The following is an 18890-nucleotide window of genomic DNA, read 5'->3' as shown; positions in this document are numbered from 1 at the left end:
GCCATTTGCCTAAGCCGCATGCGAGGGCTAGTATCGAACGAGCATCGGTTGTTTGGTACGACAAGTGAGATTGTCGGTCGATTGGAGCCGCAACGAGTCGCACAGATGACTAGCTTCCGAGAAGCGCTTCGCACATATCGGGGCGATGGCGGATCGCGCGACGCGTTCTTTGCAGGGGTCGATGGCGCACTGGCCGCCGATCGCACGCCGGGCGCGCGGCTCATCGAGATCCTCGACGAGGAAAACGCGGCGAATCCCTTGCCGCGCGATATCTATTCGGCCATTCGCCGCCGCATCGAGCATACGGCGCGCATGCGCTCGCCGGACCCCGGCACGACCTATCAGCCAGGCCGCGATGAAACGCGCCTGCACGTGACGCCCGATGCGCCGCCGCCGCTGCCCTCGCGCGCGACGGGCAACGCTGGCGCGGGCGCCGACACGACCGGCGCGACATCGGGACAGGCGACGCAAGTGCTTTCCGAGGCCGATCAGGTCAAAGGCGTCGGGGATACGCTGAACAATCGCTTCGTGCTCGAGGAATGCCTTGGCATCGGCGGGATGGGAACCGTGTACAAGGCGCTCGATCTGCGCAAGCTCGAGGCCTCGGACCGGCGTCCTTATGTGGCCATCAAGGTGCTGAACCTGCAGTTTCGCGGCAATCCGAAATCGCTGATCGCGCTGCAACGCGAGGCCCGCAAGGCGCAGCAACTGGCGCATCGCAACATCGTCACCGTGTATGACTTCGACCGCGACGGAGCCATCGTCTATCTGACGATGGAATATCTGTCCGGTCAGCCGCTATCGAAGATACTTCGGTCCCCGAAATTCAAGGGCATGCCGTTCCATGAGATGTTCCGGATTTTCAAGGGCATGGCCACCGCGCTCGCCTACGCGCATGAGCGCGGCTTCGTGCACTGCGACTTCAAGCCGGCGAACGTGTTCGTCACCGATGCGGCGGAAGTGAAGGTCATTGACTTCGGCATTGCGCGCGTGATCCAGCGGCCCGAGGAAGACACCGAAGCCACGGTCTTCGATCCCGGCAGCCTCGGCGCGCTGACGCCCGCGTACGCAAGTCCCGAAATGCTGGAACATCGCGAGCCGGACCCGCGCGACGATATCTACGCGCTCGGCTGCATCGCCTACGAGCTGTTGACGGGCAAGCATCCTTTCGACCGCGTGCCCGCCTTGCAGGCGAAGTCTGCGGGAATGAAGCCGCAACGTCCCGACAATCTCGGCAACAAGCAGTGGAAGGCGCTGAAAGCGGCCCTCGCTTTCGAGCGCGAGGAGCGGACGCCGACGGTCGCGCAGTTTCTCGACGAACTCAGCGAGGAACAGCCCGCCGCACCGGCGCAAGCGAAGACGAAACGCATCGCGGCGCCGAAGCTCGCCATCGGCGCGTTGGCGCTCGTGTTGATCGCGGGCGCGGGGTACGTGCTTGTCACGCACCAGGAGGCATCCACGCCTGCTGCATCGGTTCCGATCCCCACGCCCGAAAAGCCCGCCATCACGCCGGCGCTTCCGGCCGCGCCCGCGCCGACGCTCACCATGGCCGCCGTCACGCCGGTGCTCGCGAGCGCGCCGTGTTCGGCGCTCGTTGCGTCGGTGCACGATCAGACCGTCGACGTGCAAGGCTTCGTGTCGGAGAAATACGGACTCGCGCGGCTGAAGGAATCGCTCGGGCGCGTGGCGGGCGTTCGCGCGACGAACTTCGGCGTGCAGCAAGTGAGCGACGACAAGTGCGACCTGCTGACCATGCTCGCGCCGTACTGGACGGCCAATCGGCAAGCGGGGCGTCCGGCGTCGGTGCATACGCGATCGAGCCAGACGCGGCTCACGGAAGGCGATCCGCTGATCGTCGAGCTGATGACGCCCGCATTCGATTCCTACGTGAACATCGATTACTTCATGCTGGACGGCAGCGTCGTTCATCTGCTGCCGAACGGGCGGTCGCGCGACAACCAGGCGCCGCCGAGTTATAGCGCGACCATCGGAGCGATGGGCGAGTGGGTCGTCGGCAAGCCGTTCGGCGCGGAGATGATCGTGCTGACAGTGGCGCCCGCGCCGCTCTTCGACGCGCCACGCCCCGACAGCGAAGCGAAGCCCGAGTACTTGCGTGCAGTAGACAAACGCCTGAAGGCGCTCGCGGCCCGTTACGGACGCGAGCGGGTACTGGTCGATATCTTCCAGATCACGACGCAGCCGAAGAAATGACCCTAGCTCTGCGGCTTTTCGATGGCCGCCTTCAGCTCCTGCAGCGCCTCTTCGACGCGCTGCGTCACGAGTGCGTAGGCTTCGGCCTGCGTCTGCTGCGTGGTGCGCGCAATGTCCTGCATGTCGGCGAGCGCATTGTGCAGGGTGCGCTGCACGACTTCATTCGCATTGAACGGCGGTTTCGCCGATGACGACGCAAACTGCTTTGCGATGTCCTCCAGATCGCCAAGCGTGCGGCGCAGGATTTCGAGCTGCTTGTCGCGCAACGCCTCGATGCCGCCGAATGCCACGCGATTCGTCGCGGCAAGCGCCTCGACGTCCTTGCGCCGCGATTCCATGATCGCGGTGACATCGAAGCCCGGCAACTGATACTGCTGGAACATGGCGGCAAACTGGCTGAACGGATCGCTGAATTTAGATTGATTCATCTTGCCTCCCAGGTTCTTCTCGTATGAGCGCGAGCAGGGCCGTGAACACCGGCGCCGCCGCGCAATGTGCGGTTGCGGCAATTGCAGCAAGCCGCAGCCCGAACCCGATACTACCAATATAAGCGCCCGAAATGGGGCAAGGGAAAACACCAGAACGGCGGGCCGGCATTGACGCAGGTCAATACCGATACCGCAGCAGCACCGACGATGAAACTGAAGGTGCCGTGCGGTGCAGAAGGGGAAAGAGATGATAAGCAGCGAAGCGCGGATCGTCGCGGCGGCGATCGCGGTCTTCACCGCGCTGGCGGGAATTTTCGCCGCGCTGCACGGGCTCGTCTTCGACAAGGCGAGCGTGCTCAACTATGGCGTGCTGACGATCCTCGTCGGGGTCGCGTCGTTCGCCGTCATGCTGATGCCGATGCCGGAAGACGGACCCTGACTTTCTATCGCGCGGCGGGTTCCTTGCCGATGCTATACCCGCCAGGTATCTTCCTCGCCGGCGAATACGCTGTGCTCGGCCTTGATCTGCGCCCAGTCGATGCACTGCACATGCCAGCGGCCCGCGCATTCTCGACGCGCCGCATCCCCATACCACACGACGCGCCCCGCAAGACCTTCGTCCGGTCCGCCGGGCGCGTCGACATCGAGTTGCTCGAGCACGCAGATGGGCTGCTGCGTGTGCTGATCGCAAATCATCGTGCTGTTCGAACCGGAGCGCAGGCCGCCCCAGTCGGGCACGTCGATCGCCTGATGGCCTTCGCGCGACCAGCGGCGGGATTCCCTGTCGAGCCACAGGATGGCGTACGCGGCGTCGTCGGCGCCTTCGAACCCATCCAGCTTGACGGTGATACGCATGTCATCCTCCATGAACATCCAGTTCAGCGAATACGACGCTCCGGCGCGTCTTGCGCGGGTCAGGAGCGTCTTCGGTTGAATGGCGGCATTTCACCCGGACGTCGGGTCGTCTTGCGCCGCTCATCGTGCATCGATTGAATCGCGTGCATGCCGCAGTTTCGACAGGCCGGCATGACTGCTTGCGAATACGATTCGATCGGCCGAACGGCTTTCGGTTCGCAGTTCGTGATGCAAAAGATCTTGTGCGACGCACCAGCGTCGCGAACGCCTGAAGCAAGTCCGGTGCCGAACGATGGATCACGCTTATTCATGGCTTCTGCCTTTAGCTTAGCGCCGCAATTTGACGCCAGCGCGACAACCGTCATAGGCATGTGGGATTGTTTCTTCAGATCGTGCGCCGTCGCCGTGCATGCGCGCACCGCATTAGCGGCTCGCGCCCCAACGTGTCGCGTAAATGCTAAGGCGTGCGTTGCATCGCAGCACGCAGGCGTTCACCCCACGCCTTCGAGACGCGCGCGATCCACGATCCGCAATTGCCGCCCGTGAAGCGAAATTGCGCCGGCACGCTGCAGCTTCGACAGCATGCGGCTCACGGTTTCGAGTTCGAGACCGAGATAGCTGCCGATATCAGCGCGCGTCATCGGCAGCGTGACGTCCCCGGGGGTGCACGGCCGCGCGCCGCTCGCATCGAGCCGGCCAGACAAGTCCAGCAGGAACGCGCCGACCCGTGCGAGCGCGGGCATCGTGCCGAGCATCAGCGTGAGCCGCGCGGCGCGCACGATCTCCGCACTCATGATCGCGAGCAACGCATGCTGCATCGGCGCAAATTCGCGGCAAAGCGGCTCCAGAATGCCGACCGGCATGATGCGCACGACGCTGTCTTCGAGCGCAACCGCGTCGCTTTCATGATGACCGGTGCAGATGCCATCCAGCGCGAGGGTTTCATCGATCAGATGGAACGCGGTGACCTGTGCATGGGGCGGGCCGTCGTCGCTTGCGCTCGGATAGGTGGCCACGCTCTTGAAGCATCCGGACTGCACCGTGTACAGGCTTCGCAAAGGCTCGCCCGCGCAATAAAGCGCGTCGCCGCGAGCGATGGAACGCGTCGGAAACGGAAGCGCATCCATGTTCGCGAGATGGACGTGCAGGACGGGGACACGCTGTCGTGCGCCGGGACCCGCTGCTGTGCCCATGGTCGTCTCTCCTGCCGGTTCACCGCTTTCAGTATGGTCGATGGCGGCGTAATGGGTACTGCGTTCGCTTCATGGCTGCGTTGCGTTTGTCGCTGCGCCCATCGGCAGCATGATGACCGCTTCGACGCCGCCGCCTTCACGCGCGCGCAGGTCGAACGTGCCGCCGTGCAGCCGCGCGATGCGATCGACAATCGCAAGCCCGAGTCCCGTGCCCTTCGGCTGACCTTCGCCACCGCCGCGCTTGAACGGCTGCTTGAGCGAATCCGGGTCGTGCGCGCCGAGCCCCTTGCCGCGATCCGCCACGACGATGCAGGCCGCGTTCCTCTCCTCATCGGTCCATGTACGCACTTCGAGTTCGCTGATGCCATACAGCACCGCGTTCTGCATCACGTTCATCAGCATCCGCATCATGCTGATCGGACGAAACGCGAACGTTCGGATGTCGCCGAGCGATAGCGCGAACTCATGCCCGAGCCCCGCGAAGTCCGCAGCGAGACTGGCGACGAGCGCATTGATATCGCCGGCAATCGGCGTTTCCTTTGCCCCGCTGCCCGCGTAATCCATGAACTGCTGAAGAATGCTGTCGATCTGATCGAGATAGCCTTCCGCCGATGCCGCGAACGCCGCATCCGTCGATGGCGCCGTGGACATCGCCATGGCGAGACGCAGCTTGGTCATCGGCGTGCGAATGTCGTGCGAGATGCCGGCAAGCATCAGAGCGCGCGTCGCTTCGGCTTCGGCGAGCGCGGCCGTCATGCGATTGAAGGCGTCGCTGACTTGCGCGATCTCGGTCGGGCCGTCGGTCGGCAACACGCCGGGTTCCTCGCCACTGGAGACGCGGCGGGCGGCATCGGCGAGATGTTCGAGCGGGCGGTTCAGATGCCGCTGGATCGCATACGCCGTCGCCACCGCCAGCGCGCCCAGCCCGAGCGAGAGCAAGAGCGCCGTCGCGAGACCATCGTCGTGCGCGGCTTCGGGAACGGGCAGCGCCATCCACTGCGGCTCGCCGGAAACATGCACGCGAATCCAGAGCCGCTGCTGTCCATCGGCGGATGACTCGGCGCTTTGCCAGCGCACGGGCATATCGGCGGGCAGATGACGCCGCAGGCTTTCGATGAACGTCTCGCGCTGATACGTCCGATAGAACCGCCAGCGCGATTCGTCGGCGTTCGCGCGCGCCGTTGCGGGTAATTCGCGGCGCACGTCCAGGCGCGCACTATTCGGCGGCGCCGCCCGCAGCACCGTATCGAGCGTCCGGATGTAGCTGGCGAACGTGGCGGCCGCCCGTTCGATGCGCGGCGTCTGAATGAAATGCAGCAGCACGGCGAGGGCGCAGACCTGACTCACGGCGACCAGCGCGACGAGCAGCAGCACATTGCGCGCGAACAACGAGCGCGGCACGAGCCTCACGATTCGACATCCGCGAGAAGCATATAGCCGACGCCCCACACCGTCTTGATGAAGCGCGGCTTGGCCGGATCGTCTTCGATCAGCTGACGCAGCCGCAACACTTGCACGTCGATGCTGCGATCGAGGGCGTCGTGATCGCGGCCGCGCGTGCGGGCGATGAGATTGTCGCGGCTGACCGCGCGATTCGGCGACGAGCCGAGCGCATTGAGCAACTGCATCTGCGCGGAGTGAATCTCAAACGCTTCGCCGCCGCGATAAAGCCGCTGCTTGCCGAGGTCGAGCCGGAAATCGCCGAAGCGGATGACCTGCGATGTCAGCGTCGGATCGCCGGCTGCGATCTTCTGGCGGCGCAGCAGCGCGCGCACGCGGGCGACGAGTTCCTGCGGAAGAAAGGGCTTGGCGAGGTAATCGTCCGCGCCGGTTTCGAGGCCGACCACCTTGTCGACCGGATCGCCCTTCGCGGTCAGCATCAGGATCGGCAGCGTGTGACCCTCGGTGCGCAATCGGCGGCAGACGGAGAGGCCGTCTTCCGGCTCCATCATCCAGTCGAGCACGAGCAGGTCGTACGGTTCGCGCTGAAGATAGCGGTCGAGCCGCTTGCCGTTCTCGACGACGCGCACGTCGAAGCCCTGCGCTGTCAGGAAACGCTGAAGCATGTTGCGCAGCTCGGCTTCGTCGTCGAGCACGATGATCTTCGGCAGGGCTTCCATGAAGCGGCCTCCGTGGAAATTCAGCGTTGCGCCGCGTGCTCGCGCAGGAAGACTTCGATTTGCGGCAGCGTGACATAACCGTTCTTTTGCGCGTCGATTTCGTCGAAGTGCCTGGCGACCATCGGCATGCCTGTTGCGGCCTGATCGCGCGTGAGCTTGCCGTCGTGCGTGGTGTTGGCCTGCGCGAAACGCGTCCTGAGCTTCGGCATGACCTGGGCGGCCTGCCCGATGTGCGGGCTCGCGCCCATCGGCTGCGTCGCGGTTTGCGCGTGCGCCGCGCCCGCGACCAGGGCGGCGCAAAAGGCGAGCACGGCGGCGATCTTGTGCATGTTTTCTCCTCGATTCGAACGCAACGTCGATGTGATTCTATTGAGCCGCGCGCCGATGGCAATGTCAGGGATGCTACGAAACATGTCGGCATGTTTCATCGCACCGCAGCGGGGCGTGCGCCGACATCGGGCGACACATCTTTCCGCTCACGATTCGCGCGGTCCTTCGCTATCGTTCTGCTGGCCGGCTCAGCCGCCCTTACTTTCGATGATCGAGGACATCCATGATGAACATCCGTCTTTTCAGCGCCACTGCCGTCGCCGCAATCGGTCTGACATGTGCGCAAGGCGCATCGGCCGCAACGACCGTCAGCGTCGCGTATGTCGCGCCCGCCGTGGTCTATGCGCCGCCGCGCCCGGTGTACTACTACGGGCCGCGCTACTACGTGCCTGCGCGGACCGTCGTCGTTGCGCCGGCGGTCGCGCCGGTTGCCGTCCTTCCGCCGCCACCGCCTCCGATCCCCGTGTATGCGCCTCCGGTGCGCGTCACGTATGCGCAGCGGGTGGTCGTTGCGCCTGTCGTCGTGATGCATTGAGGATAGTGCATCGTGAGCGCCGCGATATGCACGCGGGTCCGCTCCTTGCGCATCGCCTGCGATGCCGCCGTCATCGGCTCCTATACTGGATGAAACCGCATTGGACGAACGCGCCGATGCGGCATCGCCGGAAGGAGGGCCGAGCCATGCTATTCATCGTGAACTGGACCGCGCTGCCCGAAGTGCAGAAAACGGCAGCCGAACGCTTCTTGCAAAGCGGCGGTGCGCCGCCCGATGGCGTGCGCCTGCTGGGGCGCTGGCACGGCATCGGTTCGATACGCGGCTTCGCGGTGTGCGAGTGCAGCGAGGTCGAACCGATTGCGCAATGGGCGCTCGCGTGGGCCGACCTGTTCTCGCTCGACATCGTGCCCGCGATGACGGACGAACAGGTCGGCAAGCTGCTCGCACAAGCGGCCGGACGGTAAGGATCGTCGAAGGCGGGCATCGGTCATTCAAAAGGAGACAAGCGTGACGCAAGCCACCACCACCGAACCGTGCATCATATCCGTCGCCATTACGGGGTCCGTGCCGCGCAAGAAGGACAATCCCGCAGTGCCCATCACCATCGCCGAGCAGATCGAAAGCACGCACGAGGCTTACGAAGCGGGCGCGACGCTCGTTCATCTGCACGTTCGCGACGAGGACGAGAAGTCGAGCTCGGACCGGCATCGCTTTGCGGACCTTCAAGAGGGCATCCGCAAGCATTGCCCCGATATCATCATTCAGTTCTCCACAGGCGGGCGCGGACGATCGTTCGAGCAACGCGGCGCAATGCTCGACCTGAAGCCGGACATGGCGTCGCTGGCGACGGGATCGGTTAATTTCCCGACGATCGTCTATGAAAATCCGCCCGACTTCGTGCGCTCGCTCGCGCAACTCATGCTCGATCACGACGTGAAGCCCGAGATCGAAATCTTCGATCTGGCGATGCTCTACAGCACGGTCGATCTCGTGAATCAGGGCTTGCTCAGGCGGCCCGTCCACGTGCAGTTCGTGCTGGGTGTGAAGAACGCACTGCCGGCGCGTCGCGAGATTCTCGAATTCGAAGTCGCGCAACTGAAAAACCTGCTGCCCGATGCGACGTGGACGGCGGCGGGCATCGGACGTCATCAGCTCGAAGTGAATCACTGGACGCTGCAAATGGGCGGCCATTGCCGCACGGGGCTGGAAGACAACGTGCGCTGGGACAAGGACACGCTCGCGAAAAGCAATGCGCAACTCGTGGAACGCGTGGCGGCGTTGTGCGCGGAGTATGGGCGGCCGGTTGCGAGTGCGAAGGAGGCGCGGTTGTTGTTATCGCTCTGAGCGGGGTGGCGAGACGACTGGCGAAGCAGGGGGTTGCGGTTGTTCTTTGGACGGCAGTTACGGAATCTGTCTTACAATCGACTCCCAACCTGACAAGCACGCCACGGCGCGAACATGAACGAGCGCAAATCGCACGGCCTCGCCGACCGCATTTATAGCGATATCCTCAGCAGCATCATCGAAGGCGAGTTCAAGGAAGGCGATCGGCTCATGACCGAGCACGCGCTCGCCGAACGCTTCGCGACATCGCGGCCGACCGTCCGCGAGGCGCTGGCGCGTTTGCGCGCCGACGGGATCATCGTGACGCGACGCGGATCGGGGACCACGGTCGGCCGTCGGCCCGATCCGGACGTGCGCCGCTTCGCACCGCTCGAAACGCTGTCGGACATCCGGCGCTGCTACGAATTCCGCATCGTCACCGAAGCGGGCGCCGCCGAACTGGCGGCGCAGAAGGCGGACGACGACGACATCCGCGCGATTCAGGACGCGTGGGACCAGTTGCAACGCATCGTCGAAGCGCAGCAGGGCATCGGTGCAAGCGACGATTTCGCGTTTCACCTTGCCGTGGCCCGCGCCTCCAGAAATCAGTTCTTCATCTCGGCGTTGTCGTTCATCGAAGAGCAGGTGGTATTCAGCATGAACCTGTCGCGCAATCTGTCGCTCGTGAAGACGTTGGAGCGGCAGCGGCTCGTTCAGCGCGAACATCTCGATGTGCTCGAGGCGATCCGCGCCGGAGATTCTGCTCGCGCCGCGCACTCGATGAAAACGCATCTCGAAAGCGCGCTGAACCGCATGTTCGGCGACTAGTTGTCATACGACTCATGTAAGCGTCCTCGCAGGCGGCTGAAGTTGTTTGACAACTTTGAATCCGCTTGATACTTTCGCCCATCCACCCAATGCGATGAGGCGCCATGAAAGTCGATCCTGTAGCAGTCAGCGAGTTCTCCGAGTCCGTCATGGCCGTGCCGCCGCTCGCGCGACGCACCGACCTGACGCTTGCGCCGGAGCAGAACCGCGTGCTGGTCCGCCATATCGAGGCGGGCGGAATACGCACGCTCCTGTACGGCGGCAACGCGAACCTTTATCACGTCGCGGTCAGCGAATACCAAGAGTTGCTTGACATGTTGGCCGAAAGCGCCGGTCCGCAAACGCGCGTGATTCCGGCTATCGGCCCGGACTACGGCAAGATGCTCGACCAGGCGCGCATCCTCGCGCAGACGCAGTACCGCACAGCGATGGTCCTGCCCCTCGCCGGCTTCACGACGCCGCGAGGCGTGGCCGATGGACTGAAGCGCCTCTGCGATATCGCCGGGATGCCGTTCACGCTTTATATCAAGAGCGAGGACTATATCGACGTCGATACGCTCGCCGCGCTGGTCGCCGATGGCACGCTGCTCGCCGTGAAGTACGCGATCGTCCGCGCCGATCCGTCTGACGACCCTTATCTGCGCCGCTTGCTGCAGAGCGTGCCGGCATCGCAGGTCGTGTCGGGGATGGGAGAGCGTCCGTCGCTCATCCATATACGCAACTTTGGGCTGGCTACGTGGACGACCGGCTCCGGCTGCATCGCGCCGCACGCAGTGATGGCGCTGCTGCGCGCCGCCAGATCCGCCGATTGCGGCCCGGCCCGGCTCATTCACGAGCGCTTCCTCCCGCTCGAAACCCTGCGCGACGATATCTCGCTGATTCGCGTGCTCCATGATGCCGTGACGCTTTCGGGCATCGCCGACATGGGCCCGATTCTGCCGCTGCTCAGCGCCACGCCCGAACACGCGCTGCCCGCCGTCGAAAGTGAAGCGCGCGCGCTGCTCGCTTTCGACCGCTCCGTGGTGAACGGCGTGACCGCGTAACACGAAGGAAAACCCGGTTAAAAAGCGGTTAAACAAGTCGGGTAACAAGCGGTTCGGGTATATCCCGAGCATTTCGTCCAGCGCCACGACACACGCGGACAAGACGCCTTTCGCCGCGTCTGGGAAACACGCGGAGCCGCTTGCGATTTGCTTGACATACGATGATTCGGTTGGCTATTTTTCAGCTTCGTGAGCTAATGACGGACCGCGAGGACGCAAACCGACACGACAAGACCACGCGGCCCCGGCACAAAACCAGAACGAAGTTCCAACAGCGGTTGCGAGAGAAGTGAGGAGACAACATGGCTTTCAAGGCAGGACTGTCAGTGAGACTGGCGGCGGTGTGCGTCGCCGTGAGCGCGGCGTTCGCGACTAGCGCGGCCCATGCGGCCGACCCCGTGGCGATCAACATCGTCGATGTCGCGGGCAATCTTCAACTGACGCAAAAGGGCTTCGAGGCGTTCAAGGCCAAGTACCCGAACCTGGTTTCGAGCATCACGTTCACCAACGCGCCCGCGCCGCAGCTGCCGGGCAAGATCAAGGCGATGCAGGCGGCCGGCCGCTCGGACATCGACCTCGTCGTGACGGGCACCGATGCGCTCGCCGCAGGCATCCAGCAAGGTCTGTGGGAAAAGCTGCTGCCCGAGCAGTCGGCTGTGTTCCCCGGCGTGCTCGACAAGTACGCGCCGGGTCCGCGCAAGATGCAGGACATCGCGCAGGGTTACGGGCTGGAAGTCACCTACATGCCCGCCGGTCCGCTGCTCGAATACAACCCGGCGAAGGTCAGCGATCCGCCGAAGACGCCCGAGCAGTTGCTCGCATGGTGCAAGGCGCATCCGAACAAGCTGATCTACGCGCGCCCGGCCAACTCCGGTCCCGGCCGCACCTTCCTGATGGGCCTGCCTTACGTGCTCGGCGACAAGAATCCGACCGATCCGATCAACGGCTGGGACAAGACCTGGGCGTTCCTCAAGCAGCTGAACGAATGTATTCCTTACTATCCGGGCGGAACATCGGCGGTGATGAAGGAGCTCGGTGAAGGCACGCGCGACATGACCGTCACCGTCACCGGATGGGACATCAACCCGCGCGCGCTCGGCATCGTGCCGGCCGAGTTCAGGGTGCAGGCGTTCGACAACATGACGTGGGTGAACGACGCCCACTACATGGTGATCCCGAAGGGCGTGCCGAAAGAAAAGCTCGACGTGCTCTACAAGCTGATGAACTTCATGCTCGAGCCCGCGCAGCAGGCGATGACGTATGACGACGGCTACTTCTATCCCGGCCCCGCCGTGAAAGACGTGCCGCTGTCCGCCGCGCCCGCGAAGAGTCAGGAAGTGATCCAGAAGTTCGGCCGCCCAGAGTACGCGAAGCTGCTCGCCGACCGTCCGCACGTGGTGCCGCTGAATGCGCAATCGATGGTCGCCGCGTTCCAGAAATGGGACCGCGAAATCGGCGCGCAGAAGACCAAGTAACCGGCGGGGCATTGCCATGAGACGGCGGCGCTCCTTCCGAGGGGCGTCGCCGCTTGCACGAAGAGCACAGCAAGAGCGCGGAAAGAGCGCGGGAAATCGTCATGAAGCACACTTTTGAGCAGTTGCGCCTGGATTCGGTCTCGCGCAGCTTCACCAACGCGGAAGGGCATCAGCTCGCCGCGCTGAAGGGCCTCGATCTCGACATTCAGCGCGGCGAATTCATCGCGCTGCTGGGACCGTCGGGTTGCGGCAAGTCCACCGCGCTGAACTGCATCGCCGGCTTGCAGCCGTTGACGGGCGGCGGCATCTGGCTGGACGACAAGCGTATCGACATCCTGCCGCCCGAGAAGCGCGGCTTCGGCATGGTGTTCCAGAACTACGCGCTGTTTCCGCACATGTCCGTGCTCGATAACGTCGGCTTCGGACTGAAGATGCGCGGCGTGTCGAAGGCCGAGGCGGTCAGGCGCGCGAAAGCGGCGCTGCAACTGGTGCAGCTTATCGGCCACGACGCCAAGCTGCCCGGACAACTGTCGGGCGGCCAGCAGCAGCGCGTGGCGATCGCGCGCGCGATCGTCATTGAACCGCCGCTCGTGCTGATGGACGAGCCGCTGTCCAACCTCGATACCAAGCTGCGCATCGAAATGCGTGCCGAGATCCGGCGCATTCACGGCAAGCTCGAACGCGCGACGATCTACGTGACGCACGACCAGGACGAAGCATTGTCGATGGCCGATCGCATCGTCGTGATGAAAGAGGGCGTGGTGCAGCAAGTGGCGTCGCCGAAGGAAGTCTATTCGCGGCCGAAGAACCTGCACGTCGCGCGCTTCATGGGCTTTCGCAATGTCGTGCCGTTCATGCTCGAAGGCACGCAGGGCGAGTCGGTCGCCGCGAGCGCGAACGGCGTGCGGCTGCTGGGCACGCCGATGGAAGGCTTCGACAGCAAGAACGTCAGCTTCGCGCTGCGTCCCGAAGACATCGAGCGTGCATCGCCCGGCGATCAGAACGCGTTCGATGCCCACGTCGAAACCGTCGAGTACGGCGGCCGCGATTCGCTCATCATCGTGAACACGGCGTTCGGCAAGCTGTGGGCGCGCATCGTGGGCGAGTGCGCGGAAGGCGAGCGCATTGCGTTGCGCGTCGCGCCGTCGAAGGCGCTCGTCTATGGACAAGAACGCGGAGAAGTCAAATGATCGCGGCCCCCGCGCAGCCACGCGATCCGAAAGGCTGGCTCGTCACGCCGGCGCTGGTTTTCATCGTCGCGCTGTTCATTTATCCGTTCGCCTACGGACTGATGCTGTCGTTCAATCCGATGAACGGCGGCGGCGTCTGGGCCAACTACATCACGTTCTTCACCGATACGTCGATGTGGCCGACGATCATCGTCACGCTGAAGCTCGCGGTGTCGGCGACGATCATCAACGTCGGCGTGTCGGTGCCGGTGGCGTTCGCGCTCAGGCGTTCGTCGCCGTATCAGAAGTTCGCGACGACGCTGCTCGTGATTCCGGTCACGCTCGGCACCGTGTTGATCGCCGACGGCATGCTCACGTACTTCAGCCCGAACGGCTGGTTCCCGCAGGCCGTGCAGGCGCTGCATCTCTATGGCGACGAAGTGCGGCTCACGCACAACTACTGGGGCGTGCTGATTTCGCTCATCGTGTCGGGCTTTCCGTTCGCGTTCCTGCTGACGCTTTCGTACGTGACGGGCATCGACCCGACGCTCGCGCGCGCAGCGGCCACGCTCGGCGCGAGTCCGTGGCAGCAGTTTCGGCAGATTTATCTGCCGCTGCTGCTGCCGGGCCTCACGATGACCGCGTGCCTGTCGTTCGTGCAGGCGTTCTCGGTGTTCCCGTCGGCGGTGCTGCTCGGCGCGCCGGCAGGCCCGACGCGCGTCATTTCGATCGCCGCATCGGAGGCCGCGTTCGAGAATTACGACTACTCGCTGGCATCGACGATCGCGATCGTCATGGGCTTCGTGCAGCTGCTCGTCGTGGGCGGCATGCTCGGCGCACGGCGCTTCTTCTACACGGGTCCGGTGACGGGAGGCAAGGGATAATGGCTACCGACAATCGCGCGGCTTCCGCCTGGCAAGCCCCGGCTCCGACTCAACGATCCGGCAAGAACATGAAACAGCATGCGAGCCTGCGCGACAGGCTTTGGAAGTTCTTCGTCTGGACGACGATGGGCTTCTTTCTCCTCAACGTCCTGTTGCTGATCGCGACGGTGGCGGTGAATTCCATCGCGACGCGCTGGTTCGGCACGCTGCTGCCGCAGGGCTTCACGCTGCACTGGTATGCGCAGGCCTGGAGCGATTTCCAGCTGTCGAGCGTGTTGCTCGTGACGCTCGAAGTGGTCGGCGCGGTGGTGCTGCTGTCCATCGTGCTCGGCGTGCCGGCCGCGTATGCGCTTGCGCGCGTGCAGTTTCCCGGCAAGCGCATCGCGATGCTGATCTTCCTGCTGCCGCTGATGGTCCCGCCCGTGACGTACGGCATTCCGATGGCGACGGTCATGTACAAGTTCCATCTGGCCGGCACGCTGACCGGCGTGATCCTCGCGAATCTCGTGCCGGCGCTGCCGTTCGTGATTCTCGTGATGACGCCGTTCATCGAACAGATCGACCCGAATCTGGAATCCGCCGCGCGTATCTTCGGGGCGAACACGGCCCGGTATTTCCGCTACGTGCTGTTGCCGCTGCTCGTGCCCGGCATGCTGGCGGCGGGGCTGCTGGTGCTGGTGCGGACCATCGGCATGTTCGAGCTGACGTTCTTCACCGCGGGGCCGACGACACAGACGCTCGTCGTCGCCCTGTACTACGCGGTCTTTTCGACGGGCGTGCGCGCGCCGCAATCCATCGACGCAATGGCGATGATCTACATGGCCATCACGCTGATCTGGGTGCTGATTGCGCTGCAGTTCGTGAGTCCGACGCAGCTCGTCTCGCGCGTGAAGGAGCAGCGGCAGTGACGCGCGCGGTCGCCGCGTTGAAGGCGGAGCCGCTGCTGCGGATCGCGAGCGGGGCGCATCGTCTGGTGGTCGCGCCAGCGGCGGGCGGGCGCATCACGCGCTTCACGAGCGACGATGCTCGAGGCACGCACGACTGGCTCGTGCCGGTCACCGCGTCGGCCTGGCCGTGCGACGCGTGGCCGAAGGGCGGCAGCTATCCGCTCGTGCCGTTTTCGAATCGCGTGCGCGACGCGCATTTCCCCGCACCCGATGGCGCGCGCATCGAACTGGCCACGTTTCCCGGCATGACGCACGCGCTGCACGGCTTCGGCCAGTACGCGGCGTGGCGCGTCGAGCGGCACGATGCGGACCGCATCGAAATGCACTATTCGCATCGCGAAGGCGAGCACGGCTGGCCGTGGGCGTTCGAAGCGATACAGACGGTCGAAGCGACTGCCGATGGCGCGCGCCTGTCGATGCGCGTCATCAATCGTTCCTCACGGCCGATGCCCGCGGGCTTCGGTTTCCATCCGTATTTCGCCGCGCACGAAGCCGAACTGGACGCCACGACGCTCTGGCGTCACGAAGGGGAAATTGCGGTCGGCCTGTCGGACGAAGCGCCGCCGCATCGTCATGTCAGGGAGGACGACGGTTATACGCGCTATCTCAGCGGCTGGAACGGCCGCGCGACGCTGCGTTATGCCGATGGCCGCACGCTCGCGCTCGTCGCCGACGGCGCGTTGAATCACGTCGTCGTGCATTGTCCGGCGGGCGCGGGGTATCTGTGCGTCGAGCCGGTTTCGCACGTCAGCGACGGTTTCAACCTGCATGCGCAGGGCATGGCCGGGACCGGTATCGTCGTGGCGCCGCCAGGTAGTGAAATAAAGGCGTCGCTCGTGATGGCAGCCGGCGCAAGCCCGCACGCGCACCGCGCCGGCGGCGCCGCCTGACCCGCGCTTCGACGCAGCGGCACGCGTTCGTCGAGTGCATGGCGCTCACCTGGCAACGGGCGTGGAGAAGAACGCATCGACCATATCGACGATGCGCCATGTCGAACACGGCCGGCGGCAATGCGCGTCGAAGCCGGCGTCCTTCAGCGATTCGACGGAATCGGCAGGCCATACGTTGCTCATCGCGACGAGCAGACGCCCGGTGACGCCGGCATCCATGCGCAGCGTGCGGATGAACACATAGCCCGATTCGCTGTCGAGACTCGTATCGAGCGCGAGTGCCTGCGGACGCCAGCTGTGCACGAGCGAGCGCACCGAGCCGAGATCCTGCGAATGAATGACCTGCAGGCCTTTGCCTCGCAGTTGCAGCGCGAGCGAATCGCCGATCGACTTGTCCCGGTGCGCGATCAGGACGCGCCGCGCTGAACCGCCGGCGGGTGCGCGCTTGATGCGCCACAACGCGAATTCGCTTTCGTGATCGGCTGATCGGGGCGACATGGCATCCTCCTCTTCGTCATGCGCCCAGTGTCGACCTTGCGCCGCCGCAGCCCAACCCGGCTCCGGCGGGGAGTTACGGAGTTTTTCGGATACCCGCGCATGTATCCCTTCGAAAGGAGGGATGGGAAGCCGGGCAGGGCGCGCGTAACATCGAAAGCGTTCTCGGGGACTCGCAATGGAAAACGGCTATTTCAAAACAGTATTGCTGGTGGAGGACGAGGGGCTCACCAGGAGCGCGATGAAAAGCCTCATCCTGGCGAACGAGCCGCTGCTCGACATCGACGAGGCCGACGGCTTCGAGCAGGCGAAAGCCAAGCTCGCGGCGAACTCGTACGATCTCATGTTCCTCGACTACAACCTGCGCGGCCAGGCGACCGGCATCGATTTGCTCAACTGGATACGCGAGGAGGAGCGCGAGGTTCAGACCATCATGCTGTCCGCGCAGGACGACCGCGATACCGTGCTCGAATGCATCCGCCAGGGCGCGTGCGGATTCATCTCCAAGGGCAGCGAGCAGGGCGCGAGCGTGTTTCGCGAGGCGCTCAAGACCATCCTCAACGGACGCGTCTATCTGCCGAACACCGTGCTCGGCAAGGGCGGCCACAGTCCCAAGCCGGTTTCCACGCATTCCGGCGTGACCATCGAATCGCTCGATCTGCCGCCGCGCCTCACCGAAACACTGCGCTATCTGCTGCAAGGGCTGTCGAACAAGGCCATCGCGCGCAAGATGAATATCAGCGAAAACACCGCAAAGGAATACTCGAGCGACCTGCTCGCGCGCTTTCACGTGACGCGGCGAACGTTTCTCATCGTCGAGATGGCGCGGCGGGGAATCGAGATGCCGATGGGGAATACCTCGTCGGCTTCGTGAGTCTTCAGACGGCGTCTGTCCTTATTCTCAAAAATCCGAGCATTGCCCGCCGGGATGGTAAGGTAACGCCAGGACTATTTCTAAGACGGGATGAGTGCAGGTGAATAGCAGGTCGATGGTCAACAGAATGAAAGGCGCCGGCAAGGCGCTCGCGTGTTTCGCGGCAATTTCAACGGCGTTCGCCCTCGGCGCGTGCGCGCCCCTTCCCGAGCAGCAAGCCAGTGCCGACGCGGCCGCGGCCGCTTCTGCCGCATCGGCGGCACGGGCGGCGAGCGCCGCTGCCGCGGCATCCAAGGCCGCCGCGCCCGCGCCGGGGCCGACGGAACAGCGCATCGTCGTGGGCGGGGCGAGCGGGTATCGCATGACCGTCAAGGCGACGCCGCCCGCGCAGGTCTGCGACAACCAGGCGTTCGCCGATGGCGTCCGATACGGCTACGCGCTGACCTGGAACCGGCTCGTCGGCGAGGAAATGCGCAGCGGCACCGGCAAGTCGACCAGGCGCAAGCTCGGCAAGTTCGACGCGTCCGCCGTCCACTCGCTCGACGACGAATACAAAATCCAGTGGAACGGCAAGGAGCGCACCAACGCCTGCGCGTCGGACGGCTATCTGATCGGGCGCATCATCGGCACGCATCTGGCGGGCGAGGACCTGCGCAACGGCAAGCCCTCGTAAGCGCGAGCCGTCAGTCGCACGCGTGCGTGGCCGTCACATAGCGGCTCGCCGCGATGTCGCCATAGACCGTATAGCCGGTGCCTCTCGCGGCGGGTTGCGCGACGACGAGCACCACCGATGCGCCGCCCGCCCCTTTCACCGACACCGCCTGGCTATCCGTGCCGAGTGCGTACTCGCGCACCGGGCCGCCGAGCGGCGTCCATCTGTCCTTCACGCAGCGGGCGAAATCGAAGGTCGCCAGCGTCGACGTGCCCGAGCCGATCGGCACGGTCTTGAGCAGGGCGTCGTCCGTGGTCGCGCATCCCGCCAACGCCAGCGTGAAACAGCCCATTAACGCATTTGCGACAGTTTTTCTCATATATCCGAAGCCTCCGTGAGCGGGTTTCGCTTAGTCTGTGCGTCGCTGATCCGCGATGCGCTACCTCCGGGAGCAGCCATCGCTCCCGGCAACGACGGATCACGCGATAGCAGTCAAGTCGGGTCAACCGTAGCCGTTATACAGACGTTTCCTACTGCGGAACGTTTCATACGGTGCGAGCGCAACGGCGAAGAGCCGAAGCCGCTCCTACTGTGCATCACACGCGGCCCCACACAACGATTGGCGCAGCAGCCGGCGGTTTCATCGTCAGGCAGCGGCGCGAGCAGGTTCACACTAC

General features: G+C 64.4%; 22 protein-coding genes. 14 read left to right on the top strand and 8 right to left on the bottom strand.

Going from position 1 to position 18890, the window contains the following annotated elements:
• Positions 1 to 105: 105 nt before the first annotated feature.
• Positions 106 to 2211, top strand: a complete 2106-nt coding sequence (locus P9220_RS17025) for a protein kinase domain-containing protein (protein ID WP_309766182.1) — start codon at positions 106 to 108, stop codon at positions 2209 to 2211.
• Positions 2212 to 2213: 2 nt separating this feature from the next.
• On the opposite strand, the gene P9220_RS17020 is transcribed toward P9220_RS17025, so the two are convergent.
• The gene (locus tag P9220_RS17020; protein ID WP_309766181.1) at positions 2214 to 2639 is read right to left on the bottom strand and encodes a phasin family protein; all 426 of its coding nucleotides are present in this window, start codon (positions 2637 to 2639) and stop codon (positions 2214 to 2216) included.
• A gap of 247 nt (positions 2640 to 2886) precedes the next feature.
• On the opposite strand from P9220_RS17020, the gene P9220_RS17015 reads away from it, so the two are divergent.
• Positions 2887 to 3078, top strand: coding sequence for a DUF2964 family protein (locus P9220_RS17015; RefSeq protein WP_309766180.1), 192 nt, complete (start codon positions 2887 to 2889; stop codon positions 3076 to 3078).
• 32 nt (positions 3079 to 3110) lie between these two features.
• On the opposite strand, the gene P9220_RS17010 is transcribed toward P9220_RS17015, so the two are convergent.
• The 5 genes from P9220_RS17010 to P9220_RS16990 all read right to left on the bottom strand — a co-directional run bounded on the left by P9220_RS17010 (position 3111) and on the right by P9220_RS16990 (position 7136).
• A complete protein-coding gene (locus tag P9220_RS17010; protein ID WP_309766179.1) occupies positions 3111 to 3494 on the bottom strand; it encodes a DUF3564 family protein in 384 nt (127 codons plus the stop codon).
• Between the two features lie 491 nt (positions 3495 to 3985).
• Entirely contained in the window at positions 3986 to 4687 is a 702-nt protein-coding gene (locus tag P9220_RS17005) for a helix-turn-helix domain-containing protein (RefSeq protein ID WP_309766178.1), read from the bottom strand.
• A gap of 69 nt (positions 4688 to 4756) precedes the next feature.
• Positions 4757 to 6097, bottom strand: coding sequence for an ATP-binding protein (locus P9220_RS17000; RefSeq protein ID WP_309766177.1), 1341 nt, complete (start codon positions 6095 to 6097; stop codon positions 4757 to 4759).
• Complete coding sequence (locus P9220_RS16995; protein WP_309766176.1) at positions 6094 to 6807, bottom strand: response regulator; 714 nt, start codon at positions 6805 to 6807, stop codon at positions 6094 to 6096. Before P9220_RS16995 ends, P9220_RS17000 begins: the two co-directional genes overlap by 4 nt.
• 20 nt (positions 6808 to 6827) lie before the next feature.
• The gene (locus P9220_RS16990; protein ID WP_309766175.1) at positions 6828 to 7136 is read right to left on the bottom strand and encodes an EF-hand domain-containing protein; all 309 of its coding nucleotides are present in this window, start codon (positions 7134 to 7136) and stop codon (positions 6828 to 6830) included.
• 224 nt (positions 7137 to 7360) lie between these two features.
• Here P9220_RS16990 and P9220_RS16985 point away from each other — a divergent pair, with 224 nt between their 5' ends.
• The 10 genes from P9220_RS16985 to P9220_RS16940 all read left to right on the top strand — a co-directional run bounded on the left by P9220_RS16985 (position 7361) and on the right by P9220_RS16940 (position 16192).
• Positions 7361 to 7672: a hypothetical protein gene (locus P9220_RS16985; RefSeq protein ID WP_309766174.1), complete on the top strand. Its 312-nt coding sequence runs from the start codon at positions 7361 to 7363 to the stop codon at positions 7670 to 7672.
• Between the two features lie 146 nt (positions 7673 to 7818).
• Positions 7819 to 8097 carry a DUF3303 family protein gene (locus P9220_RS16980; RefSeq protein ID WP_309766173.1) on the top strand — a complete coding sequence of 93 codons (279 nt, stop codon included), beginning with the start codon at positions 7819 to 7821 and terminating at the stop codon, positions 8095 to 8097.
• Positions 8098 to 8140: 43 nt separating this feature from the next.
• Complete coding sequence (locus P9220_RS16975) at positions 8141 to 8977, top strand: 3-keto-5-aminohexanoate cleavage protein (protein ID WP_309766172.1); 837 nt, start codon at positions 8141 to 8143, stop codon at positions 8975 to 8977.
• A 114-nt stretch (positions 8978 to 9091) separates the two neighbouring features.
• Complete coding sequence (locus tag P9220_RS16970) at positions 9092 to 9784, top strand: FadR/GntR family transcriptional regulator (RefSeq protein WP_309766171.1); 693 nt, start codon at positions 9092 to 9094, stop codon at positions 9782 to 9784.
• Positions 9785 to 9888: 104 nt separating this feature from the next.
• Entirely contained in the window at positions 9889 to 10827 is a 939-nt protein-coding gene (locus P9220_RS16965) for a dihydrodipicolinate synthase family protein (protein WP_309766170.1), read from the top strand.
• Positions 10828 to 11129: 302 nt separating this feature from the next.
• Positions 11130 to 12302 (top strand): extracellular solute-binding protein, encoded by a 1173-nt coding sequence (locus P9220_RS16960; RefSeq protein WP_309766169.1) that lies wholly within the window; start codon positions 11130 to 11132, stop codon positions 12300 to 12302.
• 101 nt (positions 12303 to 12403) lie between these two features.
• Positions 12404 to 13492, top strand: a complete 1089-nt coding sequence (locus tag P9220_RS16955) for an ABC transporter ATP-binding protein (RefSeq protein WP_309766167.1) — start codon at positions 12404 to 12406, stop codon at positions 13490 to 13492.
• Entirely contained in the window at positions 13489 to 14355 is an 867-nt protein-coding gene (locus P9220_RS16950; protein WP_309766166.1) for a sugar ABC transporter permease, read from the top strand. The genes P9220_RS16955 and P9220_RS16950 overlap by 4 nt, the downstream gene beginning before the upstream one ends.
• Positions 14355 to 15263 carry an ABC transporter permease gene (locus P9220_RS16945; RefSeq protein WP_309766165.1) on the top strand — a complete coding sequence of 303 codons (909 nt, stop codon included), beginning with the start codon at positions 14355 to 14357 and terminating at the stop codon, positions 15261 to 15263. The genes P9220_RS16950 and P9220_RS16945 overlap by 1 nt, the downstream gene beginning before the upstream one ends.
• Positions 15260 to 16192, top strand: coding sequence for an aldose epimerase (locus P9220_RS16940; RefSeq protein ID WP_309766164.1), 933 nt, complete (start codon positions 15260 to 15262; stop codon positions 16190 to 16192). Before P9220_RS16945 ends, P9220_RS16940 begins: the two co-directional genes overlap by 4 nt.
• Positions 16193 to 16237: 45 nt before the next feature.
• On the opposite strand, the gene P9220_RS16935 is transcribed toward P9220_RS16940, so the two are convergent.
• Complete coding sequence (locus tag P9220_RS16935) at positions 16238 to 16690, bottom strand: histidine kinase (protein ID WP_309766163.1); 453 nt, start codon at positions 16688 to 16690, stop codon at positions 16238 to 16240.
• A 175-nt stretch (positions 16691 to 16865) separates the two neighbouring features.
• On the opposite strand from P9220_RS16935, the gene P9220_RS16930 reads away from it, so the two are divergent.
• The gene (locus P9220_RS16930; RefSeq protein WP_309766162.1) at positions 16866 to 17561 is read left to right on the top strand and encodes a response regulator transcription factor; all 696 of its coding nucleotides are present in this window, start codon (positions 16866 to 16868) and stop codon (positions 17559 to 17561) included.
• Between the two features lie 127 nt (positions 17562 to 17688).
• Positions 17689 to 18234, top strand: a complete 546-nt coding sequence (locus P9220_RS16925) for a hypothetical protein (protein WP_309766161.1) — start codon at positions 17689 to 17691, stop codon at positions 18232 to 18234.
• 10 nt (positions 18235 to 18244) lie between these two features.
• On the opposite strand, the gene P9220_RS16920 is transcribed toward P9220_RS16925, so the two are convergent.
• Positions 18245 to 18592, bottom strand: coding sequence for a hypothetical protein (locus P9220_RS16920; protein WP_309766160.1), 348 nt, complete (start codon positions 18590 to 18592; stop codon positions 18245 to 18247).
• Positions 18593 to 18890: the final 298 nt, after the last annotated feature.

Source organism: Caballeronia sp. LZ016 (assembly GCF_031450805.1).
Lineage (GTDB): Bacteria > Pseudomonadota > Gammaproteobacteria > Burkholderiales > Burkholderiaceae > Caballeronia.
The sequence above is the reverse complement of the archived record's forward strand: the minus strand, read 5'-3'. Positions and strand labels throughout refer to the sequence as shown.

Coding starts and splice junctions, on each gene's coding strand:
- P9220_RS16950 (WP_309766166.1), top strand. CDS start 13,489: ATGATCGCGGCCCCCGCGCAGCCACGCGATCCGAAAGGCTGGCTCGTC.
- P9220_RS16965 (WP_309766170.1), top strand. CDS start 9,889: ATGAAAGTCGATCCTGTAGCAGTCAGCGAGTTCTCCGAGTCCGTCATG.
- P9220_RS16925 (WP_309766161.1), top strand. CDS start 17,689: ATGAAAGGCGCCGGCAAGGCGCTCGCGTGTTTCGCGGCAATTTCAACG.
- P9220_RS16945 (WP_309766165.1), top strand. CDS start 14,355: ATGGCTACCGACAATCGCGCGGCTTCCGCCTGGCAAGCCCCGGCTCCG.
- P9220_RS16935 (WP_309766163.1), bottom strand. CDS start 16,690: ATGTCGCCCCGATCAGCCGATCACGAAAGCGAATTCGCGTTGTGGCGC.
- P9220_RS16960 (WP_309766169.1), top strand. CDS start 11,130: ATGGCTTTCAAGGCAGGACTGTCAGTGAGACTGGCGGCGGTGTGCGTC.
- P9220_RS16920 (WP_309766160.1), bottom strand. CDS start 18,592: ATGAGAAAAACTGTCGCAAATGCGTTAATGGGCTGTTTCACGCTGGCG.
- P9220_RS16930 (WP_309766162.1), top strand. CDS start 16,866: ATGGAAAACGGCTATTTCAAAACAGTATTGCTGGTGGAGGACGAGGGG.
- P9220_RS17015 (WP_309766180.1), top strand. CDS start 2,887: ATGATAAGCAGCGAAGCGCGGATCGTCGCGGCGGCGATCGCGGTCTTC.
- P9220_RS16985 (WP_309766174.1), top strand. CDS start 7,361: ATGATGAACATCCGTCTTTTCAGCGCCACTGCCGTCGCCGCAATCGGT.
- P9220_RS16980 (WP_309766173.1), top strand. CDS start 7,819: ATGCTATTCATCGTGAACTGGACCGCGCTGCCCGAAGTGCAGAAAACG.
- P9220_RS17025 (WP_309766182.1), top strand. CDS start 106: ATGACTAGCTTCCGAGAAGCGCTTCGCACATATCGGGGCGATGGCGGA.
- P9220_RS16995 (WP_309766176.1), bottom strand. CDS start 6,807: ATGGAAGCCCTGCCGAAGATCATCGTGCTCGACGACGAAGCCGAGCTG.
- P9220_RS17020 (WP_309766181.1), bottom strand. CDS start 2,639: ATGAATCAATCTAAATTCAGCGATCCGTTCAGCCAGTTTGCCGCCATG.
- P9220_RS16990 (WP_309766175.1), bottom strand. CDS start 7,136: ATGCACAAGATCGCCGCCGTGCTCGCCTTTTGCGCCGCCCTGGTCGCG.
- P9220_RS16955 (WP_309766167.1), top strand. CDS start 12,404: ATGAAGCACACTTTTGAGCAGTTGCGCCTGGATTCGGTCTCGCGCAGC.
- P9220_RS17005 (WP_309766178.1), bottom strand. CDS start 4,687: ATGGGCACAGCAGCGGGTCCCGGCGCACGACAGCGTGTCCCCGTCCTG.
- P9220_RS16970 (WP_309766171.1), top strand. CDS start 9,092: ATGAACGAGCGCAAATCGCACGGCCTCGCCGACCGCATTTATAGCGAT.
- P9220_RS17010 (WP_309766179.1), bottom strand. CDS start 3,494: ATGCGTATCACCGTCAAGCTGGATGGGTTCGAAGGCGCCGACGACGCC.